Origin of the sequence: Fodinicola acaciae, assembly GCF_010993745.1 — a bacterium.
Classification (GTDB): domain Bacteria; phylum Actinomycetota; class Actinomycetes; order Mycobacteriales; family HKI-0501; genus Fodinicola; species Fodinicola acaciae.
This window is the reverse complement of the sequence record NZ_WOTN01000001.1, coordinates 2470229-2489916: the sequence shown is the minus strand read 5'-3', so window position 1 is coordinate 2489916 and position 19688 is coordinate 2470229. Positions and strand designations below refer to the sequence as shown.

Annotated in this window: 22 protein-coding genes; 17 read left to right on the top strand and 5 right to left on the bottom strand. The window is 67.7% G+C overall.

From position 1 onward, the window contains the following. Positions 1-82 precede the first annotated feature (82 nt). The 3 genes from GNX95_RS11565 to GNX95_RS11555 form a co-directional block, all read right to left on the bottom strand. Complete coding sequence (locus GNX95_RS11565; RefSeq protein ID WP_163507087.1) at positions 83-484, bottom strand: hypothetical protein; 402 nt, start codon at positions 482-484, stop codon at positions 83-85. A 35-nt stretch (positions 485-519) separates the two neighbouring features. Then, positions 520-1362 carry a hypothetical protein gene (locus GNX95_RS11560; protein WP_163507086.1) on the bottom strand — a complete coding sequence of 281 codons (843 nt, stop codon included), beginning with the start codon at positions 1360-1362 and terminating at the stop codon, positions 520-522. A gap of 168 nt (positions 1363-1530) precedes the next feature. Then, complete coding sequence (locus GNX95_RS11555; protein WP_222853518.1) at positions 1531-3888, bottom strand: SEC-C metal-binding domain-containing protein; 2358 nt, start codon at positions 3886-3888, stop codon at positions 1531-1533. 186 nt (positions 3889-4074) lie between these two features. Between GNX95_RS11555 and GNX95_RS11550 the strand changes: the two genes are divergently transcribed. From GNX95_RS11550 to GNX95_RS11480, 15 genes are all read left to right on the top strand, one after another. Beyond that, entirely contained in the window at positions 4075-7659 is a 3585-nt protein-coding gene (locus tag GNX95_RS11550) for an FG-GAP-like repeat-containing protein (RefSeq protein ID WP_222853517.1), read from the top strand. A gap of 635 nt (positions 7660-8294) precedes the next feature. Beyond that, entirely contained in the window at positions 8295-8840 is a 546-nt protein-coding gene (locus GNX95_RS11545; protein ID WP_163507083.1) for an RNA polymerase sigma factor, read from the top strand. After that, the gene (locus GNX95_RS11540) at positions 8831-9391 is read left to right on the top strand and encodes an anti-sigma factor (protein ID WP_163507082.1); all 561 of its coding nucleotides are present in this window, start codon (positions 8831-8833) and stop codon (positions 9389-9391) included. The genes GNX95_RS11545 and GNX95_RS11540 overlap by 10 nt, the downstream gene beginning before the upstream one ends. After that, entirely contained in the window at positions 9391-9732 is a 342-nt protein-coding gene (locus tag GNX95_RS11535; RefSeq protein ID WP_163507081.1) for an Asp23/Gls24 family envelope stress response protein, read from the top strand. Before GNX95_RS11540 ends, GNX95_RS11535 begins: the two co-directional genes overlap by 1 nt. Then, positions 9729-10034: a hypothetical protein gene (locus tag GNX95_RS11530; protein WP_163507080.1), complete on the top strand. Its 306-nt coding sequence runs from the start codon at positions 9729-9731 to the stop codon at positions 10032-10034. The genes GNX95_RS11535 and GNX95_RS11530 overlap by 4 nt, the downstream gene beginning before the upstream one ends. Before the next feature lie 43 nt (positions 10035-10077). Further along, on the top strand, positions 10078-10578 hold the full coding sequence (locus GNX95_RS11525) for an Asp23/Gls24 family envelope stress response protein (protein ID WP_425483877.1): 501 nt from the start codon (positions 10078-10080) through the stop codon (positions 10576-10578). Positions 10579-10646: 68 nt separating this feature from the next. Continuing rightward, the gene (locus GNX95_RS11520; RefSeq protein ID WP_163507078.1) at positions 10647-10817 is read left to right on the top strand and encodes a hypothetical protein; all 171 of its coding nucleotides are present in this window, start codon (positions 10647-10649) and stop codon (positions 10815-10817) included. 4 nt (positions 10818-10821) lie between these two features. After that, positions 10822-11121, top strand: coding sequence for an Asp23/Gls24 family envelope stress response protein (locus tag GNX95_RS11515; RefSeq protein WP_163507077.1), 300 nt, complete (start codon positions 10822-10824; stop codon positions 11119-11121). Further along, on the top strand, positions 11118-11636 hold the full coding sequence (locus GNX95_RS11510) for a DUF6286 domain-containing protein (protein ID WP_163507076.1): 519 nt from the start codon (positions 11118-11120) through the stop codon (positions 11634-11636). Before GNX95_RS11515 ends, GNX95_RS11510 begins: the two co-directional genes overlap by 4 nt. Continuing rightward, positions 11633-12196, top strand: a complete 564-nt coding sequence (locus GNX95_RS11505) for an Asp23/Gls24 family envelope stress response protein (protein WP_163507075.1) — start codon at positions 11633-11635, stop codon at positions 12194-12196. Before GNX95_RS11510 ends, GNX95_RS11505 begins: the two co-directional genes overlap by 4 nt. A gap of 60 nt (positions 12197-12256) precedes the next feature. Next, positions 12257-13972, top strand: coding sequence for an AAA family ATPase (locus tag GNX95_RS11500; RefSeq protein ID WP_222853516.1), 1716 nt, complete (start codon positions 12257-12259; stop codon positions 13970-13972). Further along, positions 13965-14810, top strand: coding sequence for a DUF7192 family protein (locus GNX95_RS11495; RefSeq protein ID WP_163507074.1), 846 nt, complete (start codon positions 13965-13967; stop codon positions 14808-14810). Before GNX95_RS11500 ends, GNX95_RS11495 begins: the two co-directional genes overlap by 8 nt. Positions 14811-14819: 9 nt before the next feature. Then, positions 14820-15164, top strand: a complete 345-nt coding sequence (locus GNX95_RS11490) for a VOC family protein (RefSeq protein ID WP_163507073.1) — start codon at positions 14820-14822, stop codon at positions 15162-15164. 8 nt (positions 15165-15172) lie between these two features. Then, positions 15173-15700, top strand: coding sequence for a DUF2165 domain-containing protein (locus GNX95_RS11485; RefSeq protein WP_163507072.1), 528 nt, complete (start codon positions 15173-15175; stop codon positions 15698-15700). Positions 15701-15775: 75 nt separating this feature from the next. Continuing rightward, a complete protein-coding gene (locus tag GNX95_RS11480; protein WP_163507071.1) occupies positions 15776-16261 on the top strand; it encodes a hypothetical protein in 486 nt (161 codons plus the stop codon). 3 nt (positions 16262-16264) lie between these two features. On the opposite strand, the gene GNX95_RS11475 is transcribed toward GNX95_RS11480, so the two are convergent. Further along, positions 16265-16846 (bottom strand): transcriptional regulator, encoded by a 582-nt coding sequence (locus tag GNX95_RS11475; RefSeq protein ID WP_163507070.1) that lies wholly within the window; start codon positions 16844-16846, stop codon positions 16265-16267. Then, entirely contained in the window at positions 16843-17880 is a 1038-nt protein-coding gene (locus GNX95_RS11470) for a TetR/AcrR family transcriptional regulator (RefSeq protein ID WP_222853515.1), read from the bottom strand. Before GNX95_RS11470 ends, GNX95_RS11475 begins: the two co-directional genes overlap by 4 nt. A 54-nt stretch (positions 17881-17934) precedes the next feature. Here GNX95_RS11470 and GNX95_RS11465 point away from each other — a divergent pair, with 54 nt between their 5' ends. Next, on the top strand, positions 17935-18864 hold the full coding sequence (locus GNX95_RS11465; protein ID WP_246281572.1) for an ATP-binding cassette domain-containing protein: 930 nt from the start codon (positions 17935-17937) through the stop codon (positions 18862-18864). Continuing rightward, a complete protein-coding gene (locus GNX95_RS11460) occupies positions 18861-19649 on the top strand; it encodes an ABC transporter permease (protein ID WP_163507068.1) in 789 nt (262 codons plus the stop codon). Before GNX95_RS11465 ends, GNX95_RS11460 begins: the two co-directional genes overlap by 4 nt. Positions 19650-19688 lie beyond the last annotated feature (39 nt).

Sequence of the window (19688 nt, the reverse complement as noted above, 5' to 3'; positions counted from 1 at the left end):
ACGGCTCAGCTGCGTCGGCAGAGCGGTTCGAGACCGCCGCTCACCTTGTCGGAGGTGAGCGGCGGAACGCTAATGGTTGTGGTTAGGGGAGATTGACCCAGCGGAATGAGCGGATGTTCTTGGCGAGAGTGTAGGTCTGGCCGTCGTAGCGGTACATCCGGAGATCGCTCAGGATCGCGCTGCGATAGATGCCGCGGGTGGCGCCGGTGAAGTTCACGTCGTGGTACACGAGTACGTCATCGAGTCCGCTGCTGGTGGCGTATCCGTTGTTCCAGGCCGACAGCGCGGTGGTGCCGTACGAGCCGGTGTTGAGGCTGTAGCCACCCCAGTGAGCGCACGGCCCCCCGAGGTTGTAGTCGGCGCACAGGTAGAAATAGCCGTTCGGTGCCGGAAGAGATTGTGTTGCGGCGTTGGCGGCCATCGGTGTGACCGCGAGTGCGAGCACTGAGAAGATGCCGGCGAGGAGCGTGCGGACGAGACGCATGTGTTTCCTTTCGGACAGATGGAATTGTGGCCGTTCTATGAAATGCTTTCGGATTGGACAATTGATCGCGCTCGAGGCAGAGCGTTTGTACGCAGCCGCTCGTACGTGGTGACGACGCCTCGATAACGCGTACGTAGGATTTCGTCATAATGCTTGTCAAGAGATGCGGCGGTCGCCGAAAGGCCGGACGATGAGGCGCAGGTCGCCTCGGCGACGGCGAGCTGGACTTCTTTCGTACGTGTGCCAGGCGGCGCGGCGCGGATTGCGGCAGGGTTTGCGTAGTGATAGCCAGAGCGTTGCATGCAGGCGGACCAGGTGTGGCCGGCCTGCAGGAATGCCGGATCGCGTTGTACGGTGGTGATCCGCAGGTATTTTATCGAGTCCATCGAGGCTTTCGAACCGAACCAGCCGGCGAGGTCGCCGTAGAGTTGTTGTTGCGCCTGAGAGCTGCAGCTGTGCGGATTTCGGCTGTATTGCAGGCCATCGACGGTGGTGATGGTCAGTCCGCTTGGACTGGGCCCGTTTTCGGCGGCCAGCAGTGCGGCTTGACGCTGCGAGGACAGGCTCTGCACGTATTTGGCGTTGGGGTCGTTTCGGCGCGCCTGGTCCTGTGCGCGCTGGATGTCCGTGCCATAGCCGTGTTGGCGAGCCCAGGCGACATCGTCGATGACGTATGGAAACTCGCGGGCCTGCGGCAACGTACGCGGATCAGTGACGATGAAGTCGAAGCCGAGTTTGCGCAGACAGCCGCGCAGCAGAATGTCCTCGGCCACCTGGAGCGCCTGTGCGTCGGTCAAGCCGGTGAGCGGTGTGGCGGAACAGGCGGTGAGCGCGGCGAGCAGCACACCGACGATCAACGTACGCATAGCGATGGACATCAGCAATGACCTGTTCTGCTTTTGGACACACAGCGCCGGAAGGGCGCGGATAAGGACACCTCAATGAGGTGTACGTGTCAAGCGGCAGCGGCGATTTTTCAAGCTAACGCACGAAATTCACGGCAAGCTTTTCGCAAGGTCGGCTGCAAGGATTTTCTCAGATCGACATCAGAGATTGAGGGCGGCGCGGAGGCGGCGAGGGCTCGTCGCTCCTGGATTGCTTTCGTCGTCGGGAAAGGAGTCGAGGAGGCGGGTCAGATCGTCGCGGCGGGTGGGGTCCGCGGCGGCCTCGCGTGGAGTGTGACCGGACAGCGCCGGAATCGGCTCGTCGAGCCATTTTCGTTCGTATTCGCGGACATGCTGCTCCAGGATGTGCGCCGTTTCGGTGTCGTACGCGGGAAGCGACGGTGCGGTGGTTGTACGCACGTCGTCCATCGACTCGCGGGACTGGTCGACGACCACGAGCGACGGGTCCAGCGTACGCAGCTGGTCCAGTACGCGGTCGAGGCGGTTTTCGCTGTTGGTCGACACACGCAGCTGCGTGTCGAGATGGAGCGTCGCGCGGATGTGTTGCGTGTTGTTGAAATCCATCCATTCATCCGAGCCGTCGTCATTTCTTTCGTACGCGCGATCAAGGGCATCGCGGAGAGCGTTGCGGTCGGTGACAGCGAGGGTTGCCTCGCGCACCATGAGTGGATCGCCGTCGGTGTTGACCAACTGCGGGGGAGCGAAGCGCGCGGTGAGGAAGTCGACAAGTTCCTCGGCTGCCGGCCCGCGGTCCAACAGCTCGATCAGCTTGTCCCGTTGTCCCAACGAAACCGGCTCGATGCCGCCGAAGATCTGCATGGTGTCGCCGGCCGGTACGACGCGGCAGCAGACCAGGTCGCCGGTCCGCAGTGTCCGGCTCGCGGTGCGTTCGCGGACTTCGTGCACGTCACCCGTACGCAGATCGCGCATCGTGAGCCCGCGGCCCGGTCGGATGTGCTTGATCTGGTGAACGGACCGCTCCACCAGCAGCCATTGTTCGGCCAGGATGTGTTCGTCCGCGGGCAACAGGGCGCCGCGTACGGCCAGAAACCTGGCGAACATTCCGCCTTCGAAGAGCATCGCGTCAGCTGGCAACGGGTCCTCGTGCCAGCCGCTGTGGCGCGCTCGGCGGTAGGCCAGCGTTTGGAGAAGCTCCGCGGACTCGATGTTGTCCAGCTGGAAGACTTCCGCCTTCTGATAGAGCCAGGAGGCCCGCACGTCCAACGGCAGGATCTCGCTTCTCAGGTGGCACGCCTTGTATTTGCGGCCGGAGCCACACCAGCACGGCTTGTTGCGGCCCAGATCCGGCCGCGGTTGTGGCTGGAACTTCTGGAAAATCGGCGACAACGGGTGACCGGACCCGAGCCGCCGCAGCAGCTCCAGGCCGCGGGCCGCGTTGCCGCGGTCGTTCGCGTAGTAGAGCAGGTCGCTGACGATGGGCTCCCACTGCGAGTCGAGTTTTTCAGCGGCCAGCAAGGCGTTTTCGGCCGCGATGACGTCGCCGTCCAGCTCGTACGCGCGGCCGTGCAGCCAGTGTCCGACGGCCGCGAGTCGCTGGCCAACGGACTCGGCGAAGACGTGCAGTCGATCGGGATCGGCCGGTTGCAGCTCCAACAGGACCGCCTCGGCAACAGCCGAGTCGGACATGCCCAGCAAGAGGTCGTCCTCACCGGGCTCGCCGCGCTGAAAGTGAGAGATGATGGCCGCCGCCGAGCGTGCGTCCTTTTCGTCCAAGCCGTAACGATGGCTCAGAACCTCTTCCGGCGGCATCGCGAGCTGGAGCCAGTCGCCGTACCGAATGAAGCCGAGGTCGGGAAGAGTCGTCCCGAGCGGTGGCAGCGGCTGAGTGAACAGCGACGGGTCGTTCGCGCACGTGGTGACGATCGCGAGCTGAAGATCGACCGCGTGACGGTCGTCCAGAAGTGCGGTCAGGGCTCCACCCAGCGCGGCGGTGTCCGTGGAGACCGTGTCTTCGTCGACCTTCTCCAGTGCGATCCCGGCCTCGACGCGGCGCACGCCGACCAGGTCTCCGCCACGCAGGCCCATGCCGGCGAGGTGACCGCGAGGCAGGAGGAGAAAGAAGCTTCCTTCTCCGTCGGGAATGCCGCGCTCGGCGACCAGTCCCGCGTCCATCGGGAAGGTCACCACGGTGACAGCAGAGCCGTCGGCGAGGTGGTCTCCACCCTCGATCTCGGTCGTGACGATGACGGCGGTCAGGTCGGGGTCGAGCGCGAGCGTGTCACGCTCGATCTCCCACTCGCTGAGGCGATGGGTGAAGACGCGGCCGGCCAGCAGCTGCGGCGCCCAGGCCGAGCGGTCGTCGACGAGCATCACGACGTTGTGGTCCATCGCCTCGAGCGCGTCCAGCAGTGTGTCCTCCGGGTGTGGACCGAGGTCCACGCCGTCGGCGGTCAACCGCTCGACGAGGTCGTCGTCGGTCGCCGGGCCGTCCGTGATGAGGATCCGCCTGATGGCCTCGCCGATGTCCGTCTCGCTCATGACTCGACCGTATCGCCGCTGGTGGACCGGCGTACGAGCGGCCTTGATGTAACGCTACATCGTTGCGGTGGCACTGGTCTACGCCGATCCTGCCGATTGGCGTTGGACCTGCGCGCGAGCGCAGACATGGCCGTGGACCGCCGTTATGGTGCCTGCCAACTGGCCCTTGCGCTCGGAGGAGCGGCGATGTCCCGAGTCCGGAACGTGATCGTGAGTCTGGCGGTGTCCGCGCTGGTCGCGGCTGGATTGGCGGTGCCGGAGCCGGCGCCGGTGGCGGCGGAGGTGCCAGGTGGTGATGTCCTGGTCGCCACGTCCAACGGCGCGAGTGCGTTTGGCGCCGGCGGCAAGTGGCAGGACCAGTTCGCGTTCAACGGCGACCTGCCGCTGGTCGGAGATTTCAACGGCGACGGCAAGGACGACGTGGTGTCGTTCACCCGTGGCACGGACGCGGACGTGTTCGTGTCGTTGTCGGATGGCTCCAAGTTTGACGCGTCGGCGGTCAAGTGGCACGACTTCTTCGCGTACGGCACGGAAATCCCGGCGGTCGGCGACTTCAACGGCGACGGCAAAGACGACATTGTCACCTTTACCCGAGGCTCGAGCGCGGACGTTTACGTCGCGTTGTCGGACGGTACGAAGTTCAACGGCACGTCCGTCAAGTGGCACGACTCTTTCGCGTACAACGACGAATATCCGATGGTCGGCGATTTCAACGGTGACGGCAAGGACGACATCGTCACGTTCACGCGCGGCACGACCGGTGATGTGTACGTCGCCCTGTCCGACGGTACGAAATTCAACGGCAACGCGATAAAATGGCACGACGATTTCGCGTACAACGACGAAATCCCCGCGGTTGGTGATTTCAATGGTGACGGCAAGGACGACATCGCCACCTTCACCCGTGGTACGACCGCGGACGTTTACGTCGCGCTGTCCGACGGCTCGAAGTTCAACGGAAACGGCGTCAAGTGGCACGATCATTTCGCCGTAGGCAACGAAACGCCGGCGGTCGGCGATGTCAACGGTGACGGCAAGGCGGACCTCGTCACGTTCACCGGCGGCGCGGACGGCAGCGTTTACGTGTCCTTGTCCGACGGTGGCCGTTTCGTGCAGGACGGTTGGAAATGGACCAGCGGCTTCGCGCGTAATGGCGAGACGCCGCGGATCGGCGATGTCAACGGCGACCACAAGGCCGACATCGTCAGTTTCACCGGTGGCGGCAGCCCGACGACCGTCTGGACCGAGCCGGCGTCGACCAACGTTTTCCGTGACACGCAACCAGATCCGTCGTCCGGGCAGTCGGTGGCGCTGGACGCGGCGCGCAACGAGTACGAGGCCGGACAGATCGTCCTGCGCCGGCCGGACGCGTTCGCCATCACCGGCGTCGACTTCAGCGCGCTGACCAGCGGCGGAAACTCGATCGCGGCAACCAACCTGACCTACAACTTCGTCGGCTACCGGCATCTGAACGCCAACTCGGCCTTCAACGGCGCGACTGGACCGCAGCCGATCTATCCGGTCCTGCGCAAGGCGCCGGCCGACTTTCCGGACGATCTCTCGAATGATCCCGCCGCGGCGGTCGACGCGAACAGCACGCAGGCGATCTGGGTCAAGACGTACGTGCCGAAGACGACCGCGGCCGGCACGTACACCGGCACGGCGACCATCCACACCAACAAAGGCGACTCGACCGTCCCGATCTCGGTGAACGTACGCGCTGTCACGATCCCCGATCCAAAGGATGGCGCCTTCACCGTTTCCATGTGGCACACGTTTGTCGGTGAGCTGTCGTGGAAACCGGACGGCGACACCATCAACCTGACGTACGGAATGGACCGCTACACACCGGAATGGTGGCAGCTGCAGACCGATGTCGCGCAGCAGATGAGGGAACACCGCACCAACGACTTCGCGTTTCCGATGATCGGCCTGCTGCTCGACGGTGGCACGACAGCCAATGCGGACGGCACGTACACCTTCAAGTGGGACAGGTTCGACCAGGTGATCCAGTTCTATCTGGACCACAGCTCGGTGAAGCGGCTGGAAGGCATGACCGGCATGGCCGACACCGACAACTACCACGGCCATGACGGAATCCGCGACATGGAGATGATTTCACGGAACGCCAGCGGTGCCTCCGTACGCGATTACGTCACGTGGAGCTCCTCGACGGTGGCCAACTGGGTCCAGAAGTTCTATCCGGCGCTGAAGGCGCATCTGGACCAGAAAGGCTGGACCGGCATGTTCTGGACGCATCTCGGCGACGAGCCGCAGAGCCAGAGCGACCAGGACGCGTGGAACGGCATGGCGCAGAAAATCCGCGCGGTGTGGCCGGACGTCCGGCTCGGCGACGCGATTTTCCACGAGCCGTGGGCTTCCAACCTGGCGCCCAACATGAGCGTGATGGTGCCAAACCTGCTCAACTACAGCCCCACCAACCATCCGAACGTCTACGACCAGCTGCGCAGCGAGGACAACAACCACGACGGCGTGCCGGACCGCGATCTTTTCCTCTACAACTGCAACATCCCGGTGGCCAACTATCTCAACCGGTTCCTCGACCAGCCAGAATGGCACCAGCGGCTGACGATGTGGTATGCGTACGGCAGCAACGCCAACGGTTATCTGCACTATTCGATGTCCGGCTGGCTCGCCGGTCTGGACACTGATTCTGTCAAGGGTGACCACTACATCGTCTGGCCGGACAAGCAAAACCACCGGATCATGTCGACGATCCGGTATGAGTCGCAGCGCGACGGCGCCGAGGACTATGAGGTGCTTGCCATTCTCGGCAGGACGAATCCGGGGCTCGCACACGACTTGGCGTACGCACTGACGCAGAGCGCCGACAAGTATTCGGCCGATCCCGGTTACATGGCGCGGATCCGCGCGCTCGTGCTGGACGCGGCCAGCGGAAAGCCGGTCGTCGCCAACGATCTGGCGCGCGCCGCGACCGCGTCGGCATCCAGCCAGGCAACCGGTCACGAGGCCGGCGACGCCATCGACGGCGACCACGGTACGAGCTGGCAGCCGACGGCCGCCGGCACGCAGACATTGACCGTCAATCTTCCGCAGCAGGCGCAGGTCGACGGCCTGCGGCTGTCGTGGGGGAGTGTCTTCGCCAAGAGCTACAGCGTGCAGGTTTCCTACGACGGCACGAAATGGGCCACCGCGGCGGCCAACCCGGCCGGTGACGGAGGTGACGATTTCGTCGGCCTGAACGCGAAAGCGCAATACCTACGGCTCGTCGTCGACAGCACCAGCAACGGCCAGCCGGTCAGCCTCGACGACCTGGAGATCGCCGGATTCTCCTTGCCGCACGCCAATGTCGCCGGAGGTCGCACGTACGAGGCAACACCGAAACCGGCCGGCGACCCGAAATACCTGGATCCGGCGGTCACCGAGTCGACCGACGGCGTGCTGGCCGACGACTGGGGCGACAACCGGTCATACGGTTACACGTCCGCGACCTCGGTCACCGTGCTCGTCGACCTCGCCACCGTCCAGTCGATCAACAAGGTGCGTTTCCACGCGTACGAGGAATATCCCGACTATCGGCCCAGCTCGGTGACGGTCGCGACCAGCACCGACAAGGTCAACTTCACAACGGTCGGCACGCTCGGCCAGACCAACGACGCCAGCCGCGTCTGGTATGACTTCGGCATGGCGCCGACACAGGCGCGGTGGGTGCGGCTGACCTTCAACAAGACCTACGGCGGCAACGCGACCGCGATGTTCCTGGACGAGATCGAGGCGTACGCCGCGTAGTCGCCAGTCGCGGGCACACACGCCATCGCTGACGACTGTAACGCTAAATATCTGCCTCGCCCGTTGTGTCTTGGCCGCAAGGACGCCATACGTGCGCCTGACGCACGTATGGCGTCCTTGCAAACATCGAGCGACGGCCGGAGCGTTACTGATGTGACTACTGTGGCTGACAATGCAGGTGAGGCGACCTGACTGCGTAACACCTGTCTGACAAGACATAAAACGGGATATTGAGCGCTCGATTTGCAGTTGCGAGACAGCTCCTCCTAGCCACATGTATGTCCACACCACCTCGAGAACCGCACCCGGCACCCAACCCAACCACAAACAAAACCCGGTCCTCCCCTTGAGGTCGCCCGCCGCGAAAACGAAAACCCTCCCAACGCAACGAACATGCAGCAGTTTCCCAACGCAAGAAACCCACCACCACCGAACGCAAGAACCAGAAACCCAGCCCCGACGACCACACGCCTCACAGCCACACCTACGTACCGGCATCCGCAGCCGCTAGAACCAGGCCGAAAGCACGCTCTCGAGAGGTGACGACGATCACTGCCGGTTAAGGTCAGCATCGCCGTGACGATTACCGCCCCGCGGTGTCCTAGCCGGCAGAGGGTCGATCCGAGGGGAGTGCTGTGGCGACCGCCGTCGAGCTGGACGACGTCACCCTGGTGGCGCGTGCCCGGGACGGCGACGTGCCAGCGTACGAGCAGTTGGTGCGCCGCTATCAGGGGCCGATGTACCGGCTCGCCGTGCGCATGCTGGCCAGCCGTGGCGACGCCGAGGACGTGGTGCAGGACGTGTTTCTGACGGCTTGGCGGCGGCTGCCGCAGCTGCAGGAGGACGCGGCGTTCGTCGGCTGGCTCTACCGTACGACCACCAACCGCTGCCTCAACGTGCTGCGCGCACGCCGGCCGCAGGCGGAGCTGGACCCGGAGGCGACGCACTCGCCGGATCCGCCGCCGGACCGCGCAGCCGAGGTGAGCGCGCAACTGGCCGCGCTGACCGGCGCGTTGCAGCAGCTCACGCCTGAGCAACGGGCGTGCTGGCTGCTGCGCGAGGTGCACGGCCGTTCGTACGAGGAGATCGCCGCCGCTGTGAACAGCACGACCACCGCCGTGCGCGGGCGGATCGCCCGGGCCAGGGCCCAACTGGCGGAGGTGATGCGGCCATGGCGGTAGACCAGACCGGCACCGACTACCTGCTGCCCTGTGGACGCTCGCTCGACGAGGTCTGGGATGGCTTGGACGCGCCGGACACCCATGCGCGCGGCTGCCCGCACTGCCAGACGGCGGCCGGTGGCCTGCGGGCGTTGCGGGAGTCGACCGAGCAGCTCGCGGCCGACATCGAGGAGCCGTCGGCGGGGTTGACCGACCGGATCATGGCGGCCGTATGCGCCGACCTGCGGCGCCGCGACATGGTGCCACTGCCGACCGCGGAGCCAGGCGGAGTGCGGGTCAGCGAGCAGGCGGTCGCCGCGGTGTTGCGATATGCGGCCGACGAGGTGCCGGGCGTACGCGCGCGCCGCTGCCGGCTGTCGGTGACCGGCTTCGACGAGGACGGGAACGCGCTGGTGGAGGCCGAGCTGACGCTGGCGGTGAGCTATCTCAGTTACACGCACGGTGTGCTGGAGACCGTACGCGACCGCGCGTACGTCGCCTGCCACAGCCGCGTCGGACTGCGGTTGCGACGGCTCGACCTGGTGGTCGGCGACCTGTACGAGGGGCCGTGATGGCGGAGCTGGTGATCGGTCCGGACGTGATCGCCGCCGTCGCCGCGCAGGCGACGCTGGCGACCCCCGGCGTGCTGCGGCTGGAGCCGGGCGTGGCCGAGCTGATCGGCGGCTGGGGTCGCGCGGCGCGGCAGCAGGTGCTCGGCATGGCCCGTGCGGCCAGCACCGGCGTCACGGTGGCGGACGGTCCGGTCGTACGCGTCAGCGTCAGCGTCACCGGCCGCGCCGCCGACGTCGGCCAGGCCGTGCAGCGCGCGGTGGCGGCCGCGGTCGAGGCCGGGACCGGCGAGTCGTTGGCCGGAGTCGAGGTGTCCATTGTGGACATCGTGATGGCGCCATGACCGCGCGGGTCGAGCTCACCGACCGGCTGCTCGCCGCGCTGGTCGGCGTGCCGGGACTGCGGCCGGCGCGGCCGCGGATGAACGCGCTCGGCGGCGTTTTCCGCACCGGCCTGGACGCGCTCGCCGTGGACGCGACGCCGGAGGTGGTCGAGGTGCGACTGGTCGCCATCGCGCTGCCTTTGCCGCCATTGCTGGAAAAAGCGGCGGCCGCGCTGGAGCCGGTGGTGGCCGCCAGCGGCTACGCCGGCGCGCGGCTTCGGTTGGTGGTCATCGATCTGGACCGGTCCGCCTTCGGCGAGTGAGCGGCGTCACAGTGACGATGTCCGCCGCGCTGTGTCTTTCCGTATGAGCGACGCGAAAAACGGCGTTCGCATCGGACGGAGAGGGGTTTTTCCCATGGCCAACACGACAACCGACGTCAGCAAGCAGAGCGGCGCCGCCGGCACGCTGGTCACCAGCCAGGGCTCCACGACCATCGCCGACACCGTCGTGCAGAAGATCGCCGGCCTCGCGGCTCGCGAGATCGCCGGCGTACACGACCTCGGTGGCGGCGTGGCGCGTGCGTTCTCGGCCCTCCGCGAGCGGATTCCGGGCGCCACCGCGAGCGCCGGTCAGGGTGTTTCGGTGGAGGTCGGCGAAAAACAGGCCGCGGTCGACCTGCAGATCCTGGTCGAGTACGGCGTGGCGATCGCCGACCTGGCGCATGCCGTACGCCGCAACGTCATCGCCGCCGTCGAGCGGATGACCGGCCTGGAGGTCGTCGAGGTCAACATCGCCGTCTCCGACGTGCACATCCCGGGTGAGGACAGCGACGACGACGCCGCCGCGACCGGCCGCGTCCAGTGACCGCCGGCCGGGTGAGGCGGCGGAGGGGGTCGCCTCACCCGGACGGCCCTTTTTCGAGGAGAACACTGATGAACTCGACCCAACTCGGCCTGATCACCGGCCTGGCGCTCGCGCTGATCGCCGCGGTCGGCGGTTTCGGTGCCTTTCTGGCCGCGCTGGTGCTCGGCGCCGCCGGCCTGCTGGTCGGCCGCGTCCTGGACGGCCGACTGGACATCTCCCGGTTCGTCGGCCGGAGCTGAGCCGATGGCCGACAATGGCATAGTCACCATCTCCGAGCGTGCTGTCGAGCGGATCGCGGCGCACGCGCTGACGGAGTTGTCCAGGCATGGCGCGAAAGTCGGCGCACATGTGACGGCTGGCAGCGCGATTTTGGACGTACGGCTGGCGATCGGCTATCCGCAGCCGGTGACCGCGGCGACCGAGGCTGCGCGCGACCACCTGACGCGGCGCGTCGAGCAGTACACCGGCCTGACCGTGTCGCGGGTCGACATCGCGGTGACCGCCTTGCGTGCCGCGGAAAGCGTACGGAGGAGAGTGCGATGAAACGCCGGACGAGGAGGCGGCTCCCGGCGACCGTCACCGCGGTCGTGCTGCTGGCTGCGTGTGCCGCGGTCGCCGTCTTCGCCATCCAGATGATCCTCGGTCGTACGCCGGTGGTCGATTTTCCGGCTGTGGCCGGCACGTTGCATGCCACGCGGTGGAGCGACCTGGCGCCGGCCGTCATCGCCGCCGTGATCGCCGTGCTCGGCCTGGTGCTGCTGGTTTTGGCCATCCTGCCGGGCAAGCTGCGCGTGATCCCGCTGGACGGGCCGGTGCCGTCCGGCGCCGCGCGGCACAGCTATCGCGGCATGTTGCGGACCGCCGCGTCCACAGTGGACGGTGTCGCCGGCGCGAGCGTACGGCTGCGCGGAAAGCGGCTGCTGGTCAAGGTTTCCACGCGGCGTACGGAAACCGCCGGCCTGGCCGACGCCGTACGTGCCGCGGTCGGCGAACGGCTCGACCGCATCGGACCGGCCATGCGGCCGACCGTACGCGTGCGGGTCAGGAGGACGCGATGAACCGGCCAGCCGGCCTCAACCGCGGTCTTCTCGCGTTGATCGGGGTGATCGCGCTCGGCGCCGGGGCTCTGGTGTTGGCCGTACGTTTCCGTGCCATCGCGACGATCGATCCCGACTCACCGCTGGTGCCAGGCACCGCGTTGCCGCCGGTGTGGGTCTGGTACGTCGTCGCCGCGGTGGCGATCGTCGTCGGTCTGCTTTTGCTGCGTTGGCTGTTCGCGCAGCTCGCGATCCGTCCGGCGGCGCGGGTCTGGCGGCTGGAGCGCGAGCCGGCCCGCGGTCAGACCGAGCTGCGGACCAGTGTCGCGATCGCGCCGTTCGTCGAGGAGGTCAGCGGCTATCCCGGCGTACACACCGCGAGGGCCAACCTGACCGGCACGCGCGAGCGGCCGGCGGTCGCCCTCGTCGTGGAGGTCGAGGAGGACGGCGATCCGGCCGGCCTGCGCGACCGGCTGACCGGAGAGGGTCTGCCGCGGCTGCGCCAGGCACTCGACGTGGACGACCTGCCGGCGACCGTGGAGTTTCGCTTCACCGACAGGCGAACCACCCGCGTCCGCTGATTTTGTCAGCTAGCTGCCGTCCGGGACCCGTCCCGAGCGGAACCGGTTTAGATGCCATCCATGCGGGAAAGCCAGCGCGCGGAGGTCGCGCAGATCGCGTCGGAGGTGACCCGGCACGCGTTGACGCACAGCAACGTGCTGCTGGAGATGGCCGGCGAGATGCAGGTCAGGTTGCCGGACATGATCCGCGGATACGCGCAGCTGCTGCTGCCGGCGATGGCGGCCACCGCCGTCCAGGCCGCGACTCCGGACCCGGCCGCGACGCATTCGGCCGCGATCGCCGCGATACGCGCGTCGATCGACGCCGACCTGCCGGGTGTGCTGTCGCACACCGCCGACCGGCTGCTACCGGAGCTGGCCGACCGGGCCGTGCGGGAGGCGGCGCCGGACGTACGCGCCGAGCTGGTCGCCTCGGTTGACGACAAGGTCACCGAGGCGGCTCGGGACGCGACCACGACGGTGATCCGCCAGGCGACCGACCAGGTCAGCGCCACGGTCGCCAAGACGCTGGAGGCCGAGTGCGACCGGCTCGCCGCAGAGGTGGTCACGCGCGCCACCGCCGCGGCGACCAAGGAAGCCGCGACCGTACGCGCGGAGCTCGTCCGCGAAGCCACCGAGGCACTCACCAAGCGGATCCGGCAGGCGACCGAGCAGGCGGCGCGTGAGGCCGTACGCGCCGGGGACATCCGCGACACGCTCGCCGAGCTGGTCGCCAAGACGGCCGCGGAATTGTTGCCGGACCAGGCAAAAGAGGCCGTCGAGCAGGCGACGCCGGATGTCGGCGGCCTCTACACCGTGATGACCGACCACGTGAGGAGGAAGGTCGCCGCGCTCGTCGACGACGCCAGGCCGGGGCTGGTCAAGTCGTCCGCCGCCGACATCGCGAAGGAGGCCCGCAGAGCGCTCCAGTCGGAGCGCGACAAGGCGACCGCGGCGATCGGCGCCAGCGTGGACGAGGCGGTCGACCGCAAGCTCGCCGAGTTCACGCCGAACATCGTCGAGGTGCATCTGCCGCGCCAGCGCAAGGTGCGGCTCGGCTCGGACACGCACCAGGTGCTGCCGGAGCTGCTGATCGCGCTCAACGCGCGCTGCCACGTGCTGCTGGTCGGTCCGGCCGGCACCGGCAAGTCGATGCTCGCCAAGCACGCGGCCGAGGCGCTGAAGGTGCCTTTTCAGGCGCTGTCGCTCGGACCGACCACGCCGATGAGCAAGGTTTTCGGCTATTTCGACGCACACGGCGCGTACCACGACACGCCGTTTCGCCAGGCGTTCGAGCACGGCGGCGTGATGCTGCTGGACGAGCTGGACAACGGCCATCCCGGCCTGCTCGCCGAGCTCAACCAGGCGCTGGCGCTGGGCACCTGCGCGTTCGCCGACCGGATGGTCGAGGCGCACGAGGACTTCCGGCTGGTGGCGACCGGCAACACCTACGGCACCGGCGCCAGCCGGCAGTACGTCGGCCGGCAGACTCTCGACGCGGCCACGCTCGACCGGTTCGTGGTGATCGACGTGCCGATCGACGAGGGCCTGGAGGAGCGGATCGCGCTGCGGCACGCGCCGTCGTACCAGGAGACCGCGAAGGACCTGGTCGCGCGCATCCGCGACCTGCGGCGTACGGCCGAGGAGAAGAAGCTGCCGGTGATCCTGTCGCCGCGCGCGAGCATCGACGGCGCGAAGCTGCTGCAGGCCGGCGCCACCGTGCAGCAGGTCATCGACTGGCGGGTCAGCAGGGGACTGTCGGAGAGCCAGCGCAAGGCTCTGGGGCTCGATGCTTGAGCTGGTCCTGCCGCCGATGCTGTCCTGGCAGGCGTTTCTGGACGCGGCCACCGCGCCGCCGACCGCGATGGCGGACAAGTGCGACAGCCGCTGCACCTGCGAGTCGGACTGGCACGGCGCGTCCTGGGCCGAGGCGATCGACCTCGCGGTCGACGGCTGGCCGCTCGCGTTGGAGGAGGCCGACGTGAGCATCGGCGAGCTGCGCGAGCACTCCGGGCTGTCGCACGCCGCGACGATCCTCGAACCGTCGTGGGATGTCACCGGCTCCGAGGTCGACATCGGCGCGTACCTGTCCGGCATCCCGGAGTGCATGGTCGACGCCGTGCCGCGCGCGACCTCCCGGCGCGGCAAGGTGGTCACCTTCCTGATCCCGGCCACGTACTCGCACCGGATCGGGCACGACGTGATCACCAACCGCGGTCTGGCGCTGGCCACGTTGTGCGCGGCGATCATCGACGCCGGCCACAGCGTGGAGATCTGGGTCGCCTACACCGGTTGGCTGAAAGAGGAGCGTTTTTCCGCGGCGGCGCGGGTGATCGAGGCAGGAGAGCCGTTCGACGTGGGACGGTTGATCTTCGCGGTCGCGCATCCGGCGATGCTGCGGCGGCTCTGGTTCGGCGTGTGGGACGGGCGGCCGGTCGAGGTGGCGAGCGCGATGAAGAAGGCCAACTATGGCCGGCCACCGTACGACTGCAAGCCGGACGACCTGCCGCCGGAGATCACCGACCCGTACGTCTTTCCGTTTCTCAGCGAGGAAGACGACCAGTGGGACGACCTGGACACGGCGCTGTCGTGGAGCCGGCGGATGTTCGCCGACCTTGGGCTCATCCATGACTAAGGTGTCTGGATGGCAGTTGATTTGTTTGCGGGGATTCCGGTGAGCGACTACCGCGCCGCGGTGTCGTGGTACGAGGGCCTGCTCGGCGCGCCACCGGCCTTCATTCCCAACGATGTCGAAGCGGTGTGGGAGCTCGCCGAGCATCGATACGTCTACGTCGAGGTGTTGCCGGAGCATGCCGGCCATGCCAACAACACCGTCTTCGTGGACGACTTCGACGCGCGGTTGGCGGCGATGGCCGAGCGGGGTCACCGGCCGGCCGAGACGGAAACGTACGACAACGGCGTACGCAAGGCGATCTTCGTGGATCCGGACGGAAACCGGCTCGGCTTCGGCGGTGCGCCGGCCGGATAATCGGCGGCATGACGACACTGGGGAAACTGGGCACGTTGCGTACGGCACTGGCGGTGCTGACCGGCATCACCGCGGTCTACTTCACCCTCGTCGTGGTCGGAAACCTCACCGACTTCGGCACCAACTGGCAGTTTGTCAGGCACGTGCTGGCGATGGACACCACCTTCGGCGACCCGGACGTGACCTGGCGGCGGATCACCGCGCCGGTGCTGGCGGTCGTCGCGTACGCGCTGATCATCGCCTGGGAAGCGGCCGCCGCCGTGGTGCTGACGCTCGCCTGCGTGTGGTGGATCCGGTCGTTCCGGCAGCCGGCGCACGGCGACCTGGCGCGGCGGTTTTCCACCCTCGGCTGGACAATGTCGATCCTGCTCTTCGCCGGCGGCTTCATCGTCATCGGTGGCGAGTGGTTCCAGATGTGGCAGTCCAAGAGCTGGAACGGCCTGCAGCCGGCGCTGCAGAACTTCATCATCGCGGCCGTCGGCCTGATCGTCGCGCACCTGCCGTCGAAGGAGCTACCTAGTGCGGCAACCGATTAATTAGGGGACCGACCCCCTTTTCAACCATGATTCAAGCCATGTACGAAGTGCTGAACGGTTGAAAGGGGTGTGGCAATGAGAAAAGCTCTGCTGGTGGGTGTGCTCGCCGCGGCGATGCTGGCCGGCACGACCGGCGTCGCGTACGCCGTGCCGGTCGCGCCGAAGGACTGCCCGTCGATCCCGTCCACCGCCGACGACAACATTCTGCGTACGCTGCGCGACATCGGCAACCAGCGCGGCGTCGACGACCGCGTCCGGCTGGCCGAGTTCGAGACGGCGTGGGTCGAGTCGCACGCCAACAACCTGCCGTGCGGCGACCAGGACTCGCTCGGCGTCTTCCAGCAGCGGCCGAGCCAGGGCTGGGGGACGCCGGACCAGGTCATGGATCCGGTCTATGCCACCAACAAGTTCCTGGACTACGCGATCCCCAACGCCGCCAACAACCCCGGCTGGACCGCCGGCCAGGTGGCGCAGAGCGTGCAGCGCTCAGAGTTTCCGGACCGCTATGACCAGGCCGAAGGCACTGCGCGCGACCTGATCGCCCGCTCCAACGGACTGTGAGCCTCAGCGCGGAATCCCGAGGGTGGCGAGCACGTCCTCGTGCAGTTGGAACCAGACGATGTGATAGGACGCGAAATCGTCGGTGAAATAGCGGGTGAAACCGCGATCCAGCTGCTCGAGGGCCGCCGCCAGCCGGACGCGATAACGCTCGAATCGTCGCAGCGCGGCGGAAAACTCGGCCAGGACGACATCCGCGCGGTGGTGGAAGTCGGCGAGGCGGTCCAGGACCAGAGCGTCATATGCCGGATCGGTGTGGTCGTTGAGTTTCATGGCGCCGTCGGACGGCAGGAGCTGCCACGCCGTACACACGTCGAGCATTTCCTTGTTGAGCGGCAGGAATCTGTCGTACGCGGCGGCGAGGTCAGCTCGAGTCCCGGCTTTTTCCAGCTCTGCCGCGACATTTCGTGCGTCGGTGTCGCGGCCGGCCTCGGTGAGACCCCAGCTGCCGAACTCGCGGCTGACCAGGCCGGCGGCGGCGAGGTCGATCAGCTCCGCCTCGATGTCGGCCTCGGCCAGGCCGGTCACCTCCACGAGCCGTTCTGGTGCAACAAAACCGACGCATCGCAGTGTGTGCAGGATCGTCATGACGACACCTTCGCTGCCGCGTGACCGGCGCCGCGGCCGTGGGCGCGCGCCACGATCCGGCCCCGGTGGAGGCGTACGGCGGTCTCCGTCGCGTCCGTCGCGTCAGCTCCGACACCGACGTCTTCGCCCAGTATGAGGCGAAAACGCGGCCAGGCGTCCGGCGCGAACACGCGTCGCAGGCAGCCGGTGAGGTCGCGGACCCGGAGCCGGACCAGCCGGCCGGTCTCGGCCGGATCACCGGTCACCGCCACCACGGTCACCTCGTCGCCAGGGCCAGCGGCGCGTACGACTTCTTCAGTGGCCGACAGCCGCTCGCTGCCCAACACCGCGATCACGCCGTCCGCGCCAAGCCCGACCGCGCGGCCGCTGATCTCGTCGAAGACCGCTGCCGGCGGTTCGAAGGCCTCGTCGCACGGCTGTGCCGCTTCCACGTACGGCAAATGCGCCGGCTGCCAGCTGTCGGCGAGGTCGAGCGCGGCCAGGTGCTCGCAGGCGCGCGTCACGTCGAACGGATCGCCGAAGCCGGGAGCCGCGTCGGCCAGCCGGGCCGAGCCGTTGAGCATCGTCAGCACCAGCCCGGCCAGCCGTACGCACCGTCGCGGCACCCGCGATTCGAGCGCCAGCGCCAACATCAACGCTTCCAGCTCGGTGACCTGGGCGAGGGCCGTCCGCGCGCGCTCGTCGTCGAGCACGCCGTTCAGCGACCGCAGCTGCAGGTGGCCGTCGGCGCGCGAGTCACCGGCCAGCGGCAGGCGCTCGAGCCAGACGCGCGCGAAGTTGCCGATCGCCTCGGTCGGCGGCGGCGTCGACCTCGCGACCTCGCCGGGACCGCCGACCAGGTCGGTCAGCACCTCCAGATACAGCGCGCGTTTGCTGGGGAAATTCGAGTAAACCGCGCCGCGGGTCAGCTCGGCCTGCTCGGCGATCCGGTCGATCTTGGCGTCCGCGTATCCGTGCCTGGCGAACTCCACGCGCGCGGCGGTCAGTACGGCGCCGCGAGTGCGCTCCTGCTGTTGTGCCCGTGTCAGCCTCACGAGCCATAGGATACTCTCACCATCCAGATGATCAGAACATCTGAAGGGAGTGTCGTGTTCGAGGCGGAGAACCTGACGAAACGGTTCGGCCGGACCGAGGCACTGGCCGGGGTCAGCCTGGCCGCCGGCCGCGGCCGAGTGCTCGGACTGCTCGGACCCAACGGCGCGGGGAAGACGACAGTGATCCGGATCCTGGCCACACTGGTGCGTCCGGACGGCGGCCAGGCGCGCGTCGCCGGTTTCGACGTCGTACGCCAGCCGGCGCAGGTGCGGCGGCGGATCGCGCTGTCCGGCCAGCACACCAGCGTCGACGAGGAGCTGACCGGCCTGGCCAACCTGGTGATGATCGGCCAGTTGCTGGACCTGCCGCGCGGTCGGGCCAGGCTGCGGGCGTACGAGCTGCTGGGTCGCTTTGGCCTGGAAGACGCGGCGAAACGGCCGGTCGCCGGCTATTCCGGCGGCATGCGCCGGCGGCTCGACCTGGCCGCCAGCATGGTCGGCCGGCCGGAGGTGGTCTTCCTGGACGAGCCGTCGGTGGGTCTGGACCCCGGCAAGCGCGACGAGCTGTGGCAGACGATCCGAGGCCTGGCCGCCGACGGCGTGACCGTCCTGCTCACCACGCAGTATCTGGAGGAGGCCGACGCGCTCGCCGACGCGATCGCCGTCATCGACCACGGCCGGGTCATCGCCACCGGTACGCCGGCGCAGCTGAAGCGGCAGGTCGGTGGCCACACGGTGGCCGTACGGCCGGACGATCCGGCGGACCTGGACGAGGTCGCGACGATCCTCACCGAGGTCACCGGCCGGCATCCGGAGCCCGCCGGCCAGCTGGTCGTGCCAGCCGGCGAGGAGGCGTTTTTCGCGATCGCCGCGCGACTCCATGAGCGGCGGATCGGTGTCAGCGAGCTGTCGCTGCGGCTGCCGAGCCTCGACGAGGTCTTCCGCGCACTCACCGGATCACCGACCTCGGAGGAGGCCGCATGACCACCATCGCCTACGACCACCGGCCGCTCGGCTGGCTGCGGCACAGCCTCGTCCTGGCGCGGCGCAGCCTGGCCAAGACGACCCGCAGCCCCGGCGTGATCATGAACGGCGTCGTGACCCCGGCGCTGTTCCTGGTGCTGTTCCTGTATCTGTTCGGCGGCTCGGTGGCCGGCTCGACCGGCGCGTACCTGCGCTATCTGTTCCCCGGGATCCTGGTCATGAGCGCCGGCCTGGCCGGACTGGTCTCCACCGGTACGGCGATCAACCTCGACCTGAAAAGCGGGGTGACGGACCGGTTTCGCAGCCTGCCGATCAGCCGGCTCGCGCCGCTGCTCGGCTCCGTGCTCGCCGATCTGGTCCGCTATCTGGTCGGCGTCGCGATCCTGTTCGGCCTCGGCGCGCTGCTCGGTTTCCGCGCGCAAGGCGGCTTCCTCGCGGTGCTGGAGGCGTGTGGGCTGGCCGTGCTGTTCGGCTTCTGCCTGAGTTGGGTCACGGTCTTCGTTGGCGTACTGGTGAAAGACGCCAACGCCGTGCTGGCGATCAGCTTCGTCAGCTTTCTGCCGCTGCAGCTCGGCACGAGTCTGGCCGCGCCGGTCGGCACGCTGCCGGGATGGCTGCACGCGTGGACCGGCGTCAATCCGATCACCTACGCGATGGACGCGTGCCGCGGCTTGCTGAACGGCACGGCGGCCGGTGGCGCGGTCGTCACGACGTTGATCTGGTGTGCCGCGCTGTTCGTGGTGTTCTGTCCGCTGGCCGTACGCGCGTATGGCCGCCAGCAGTGAGCCCACCGGCCGGGGATGGTCGCATGGCCACCATGCGTG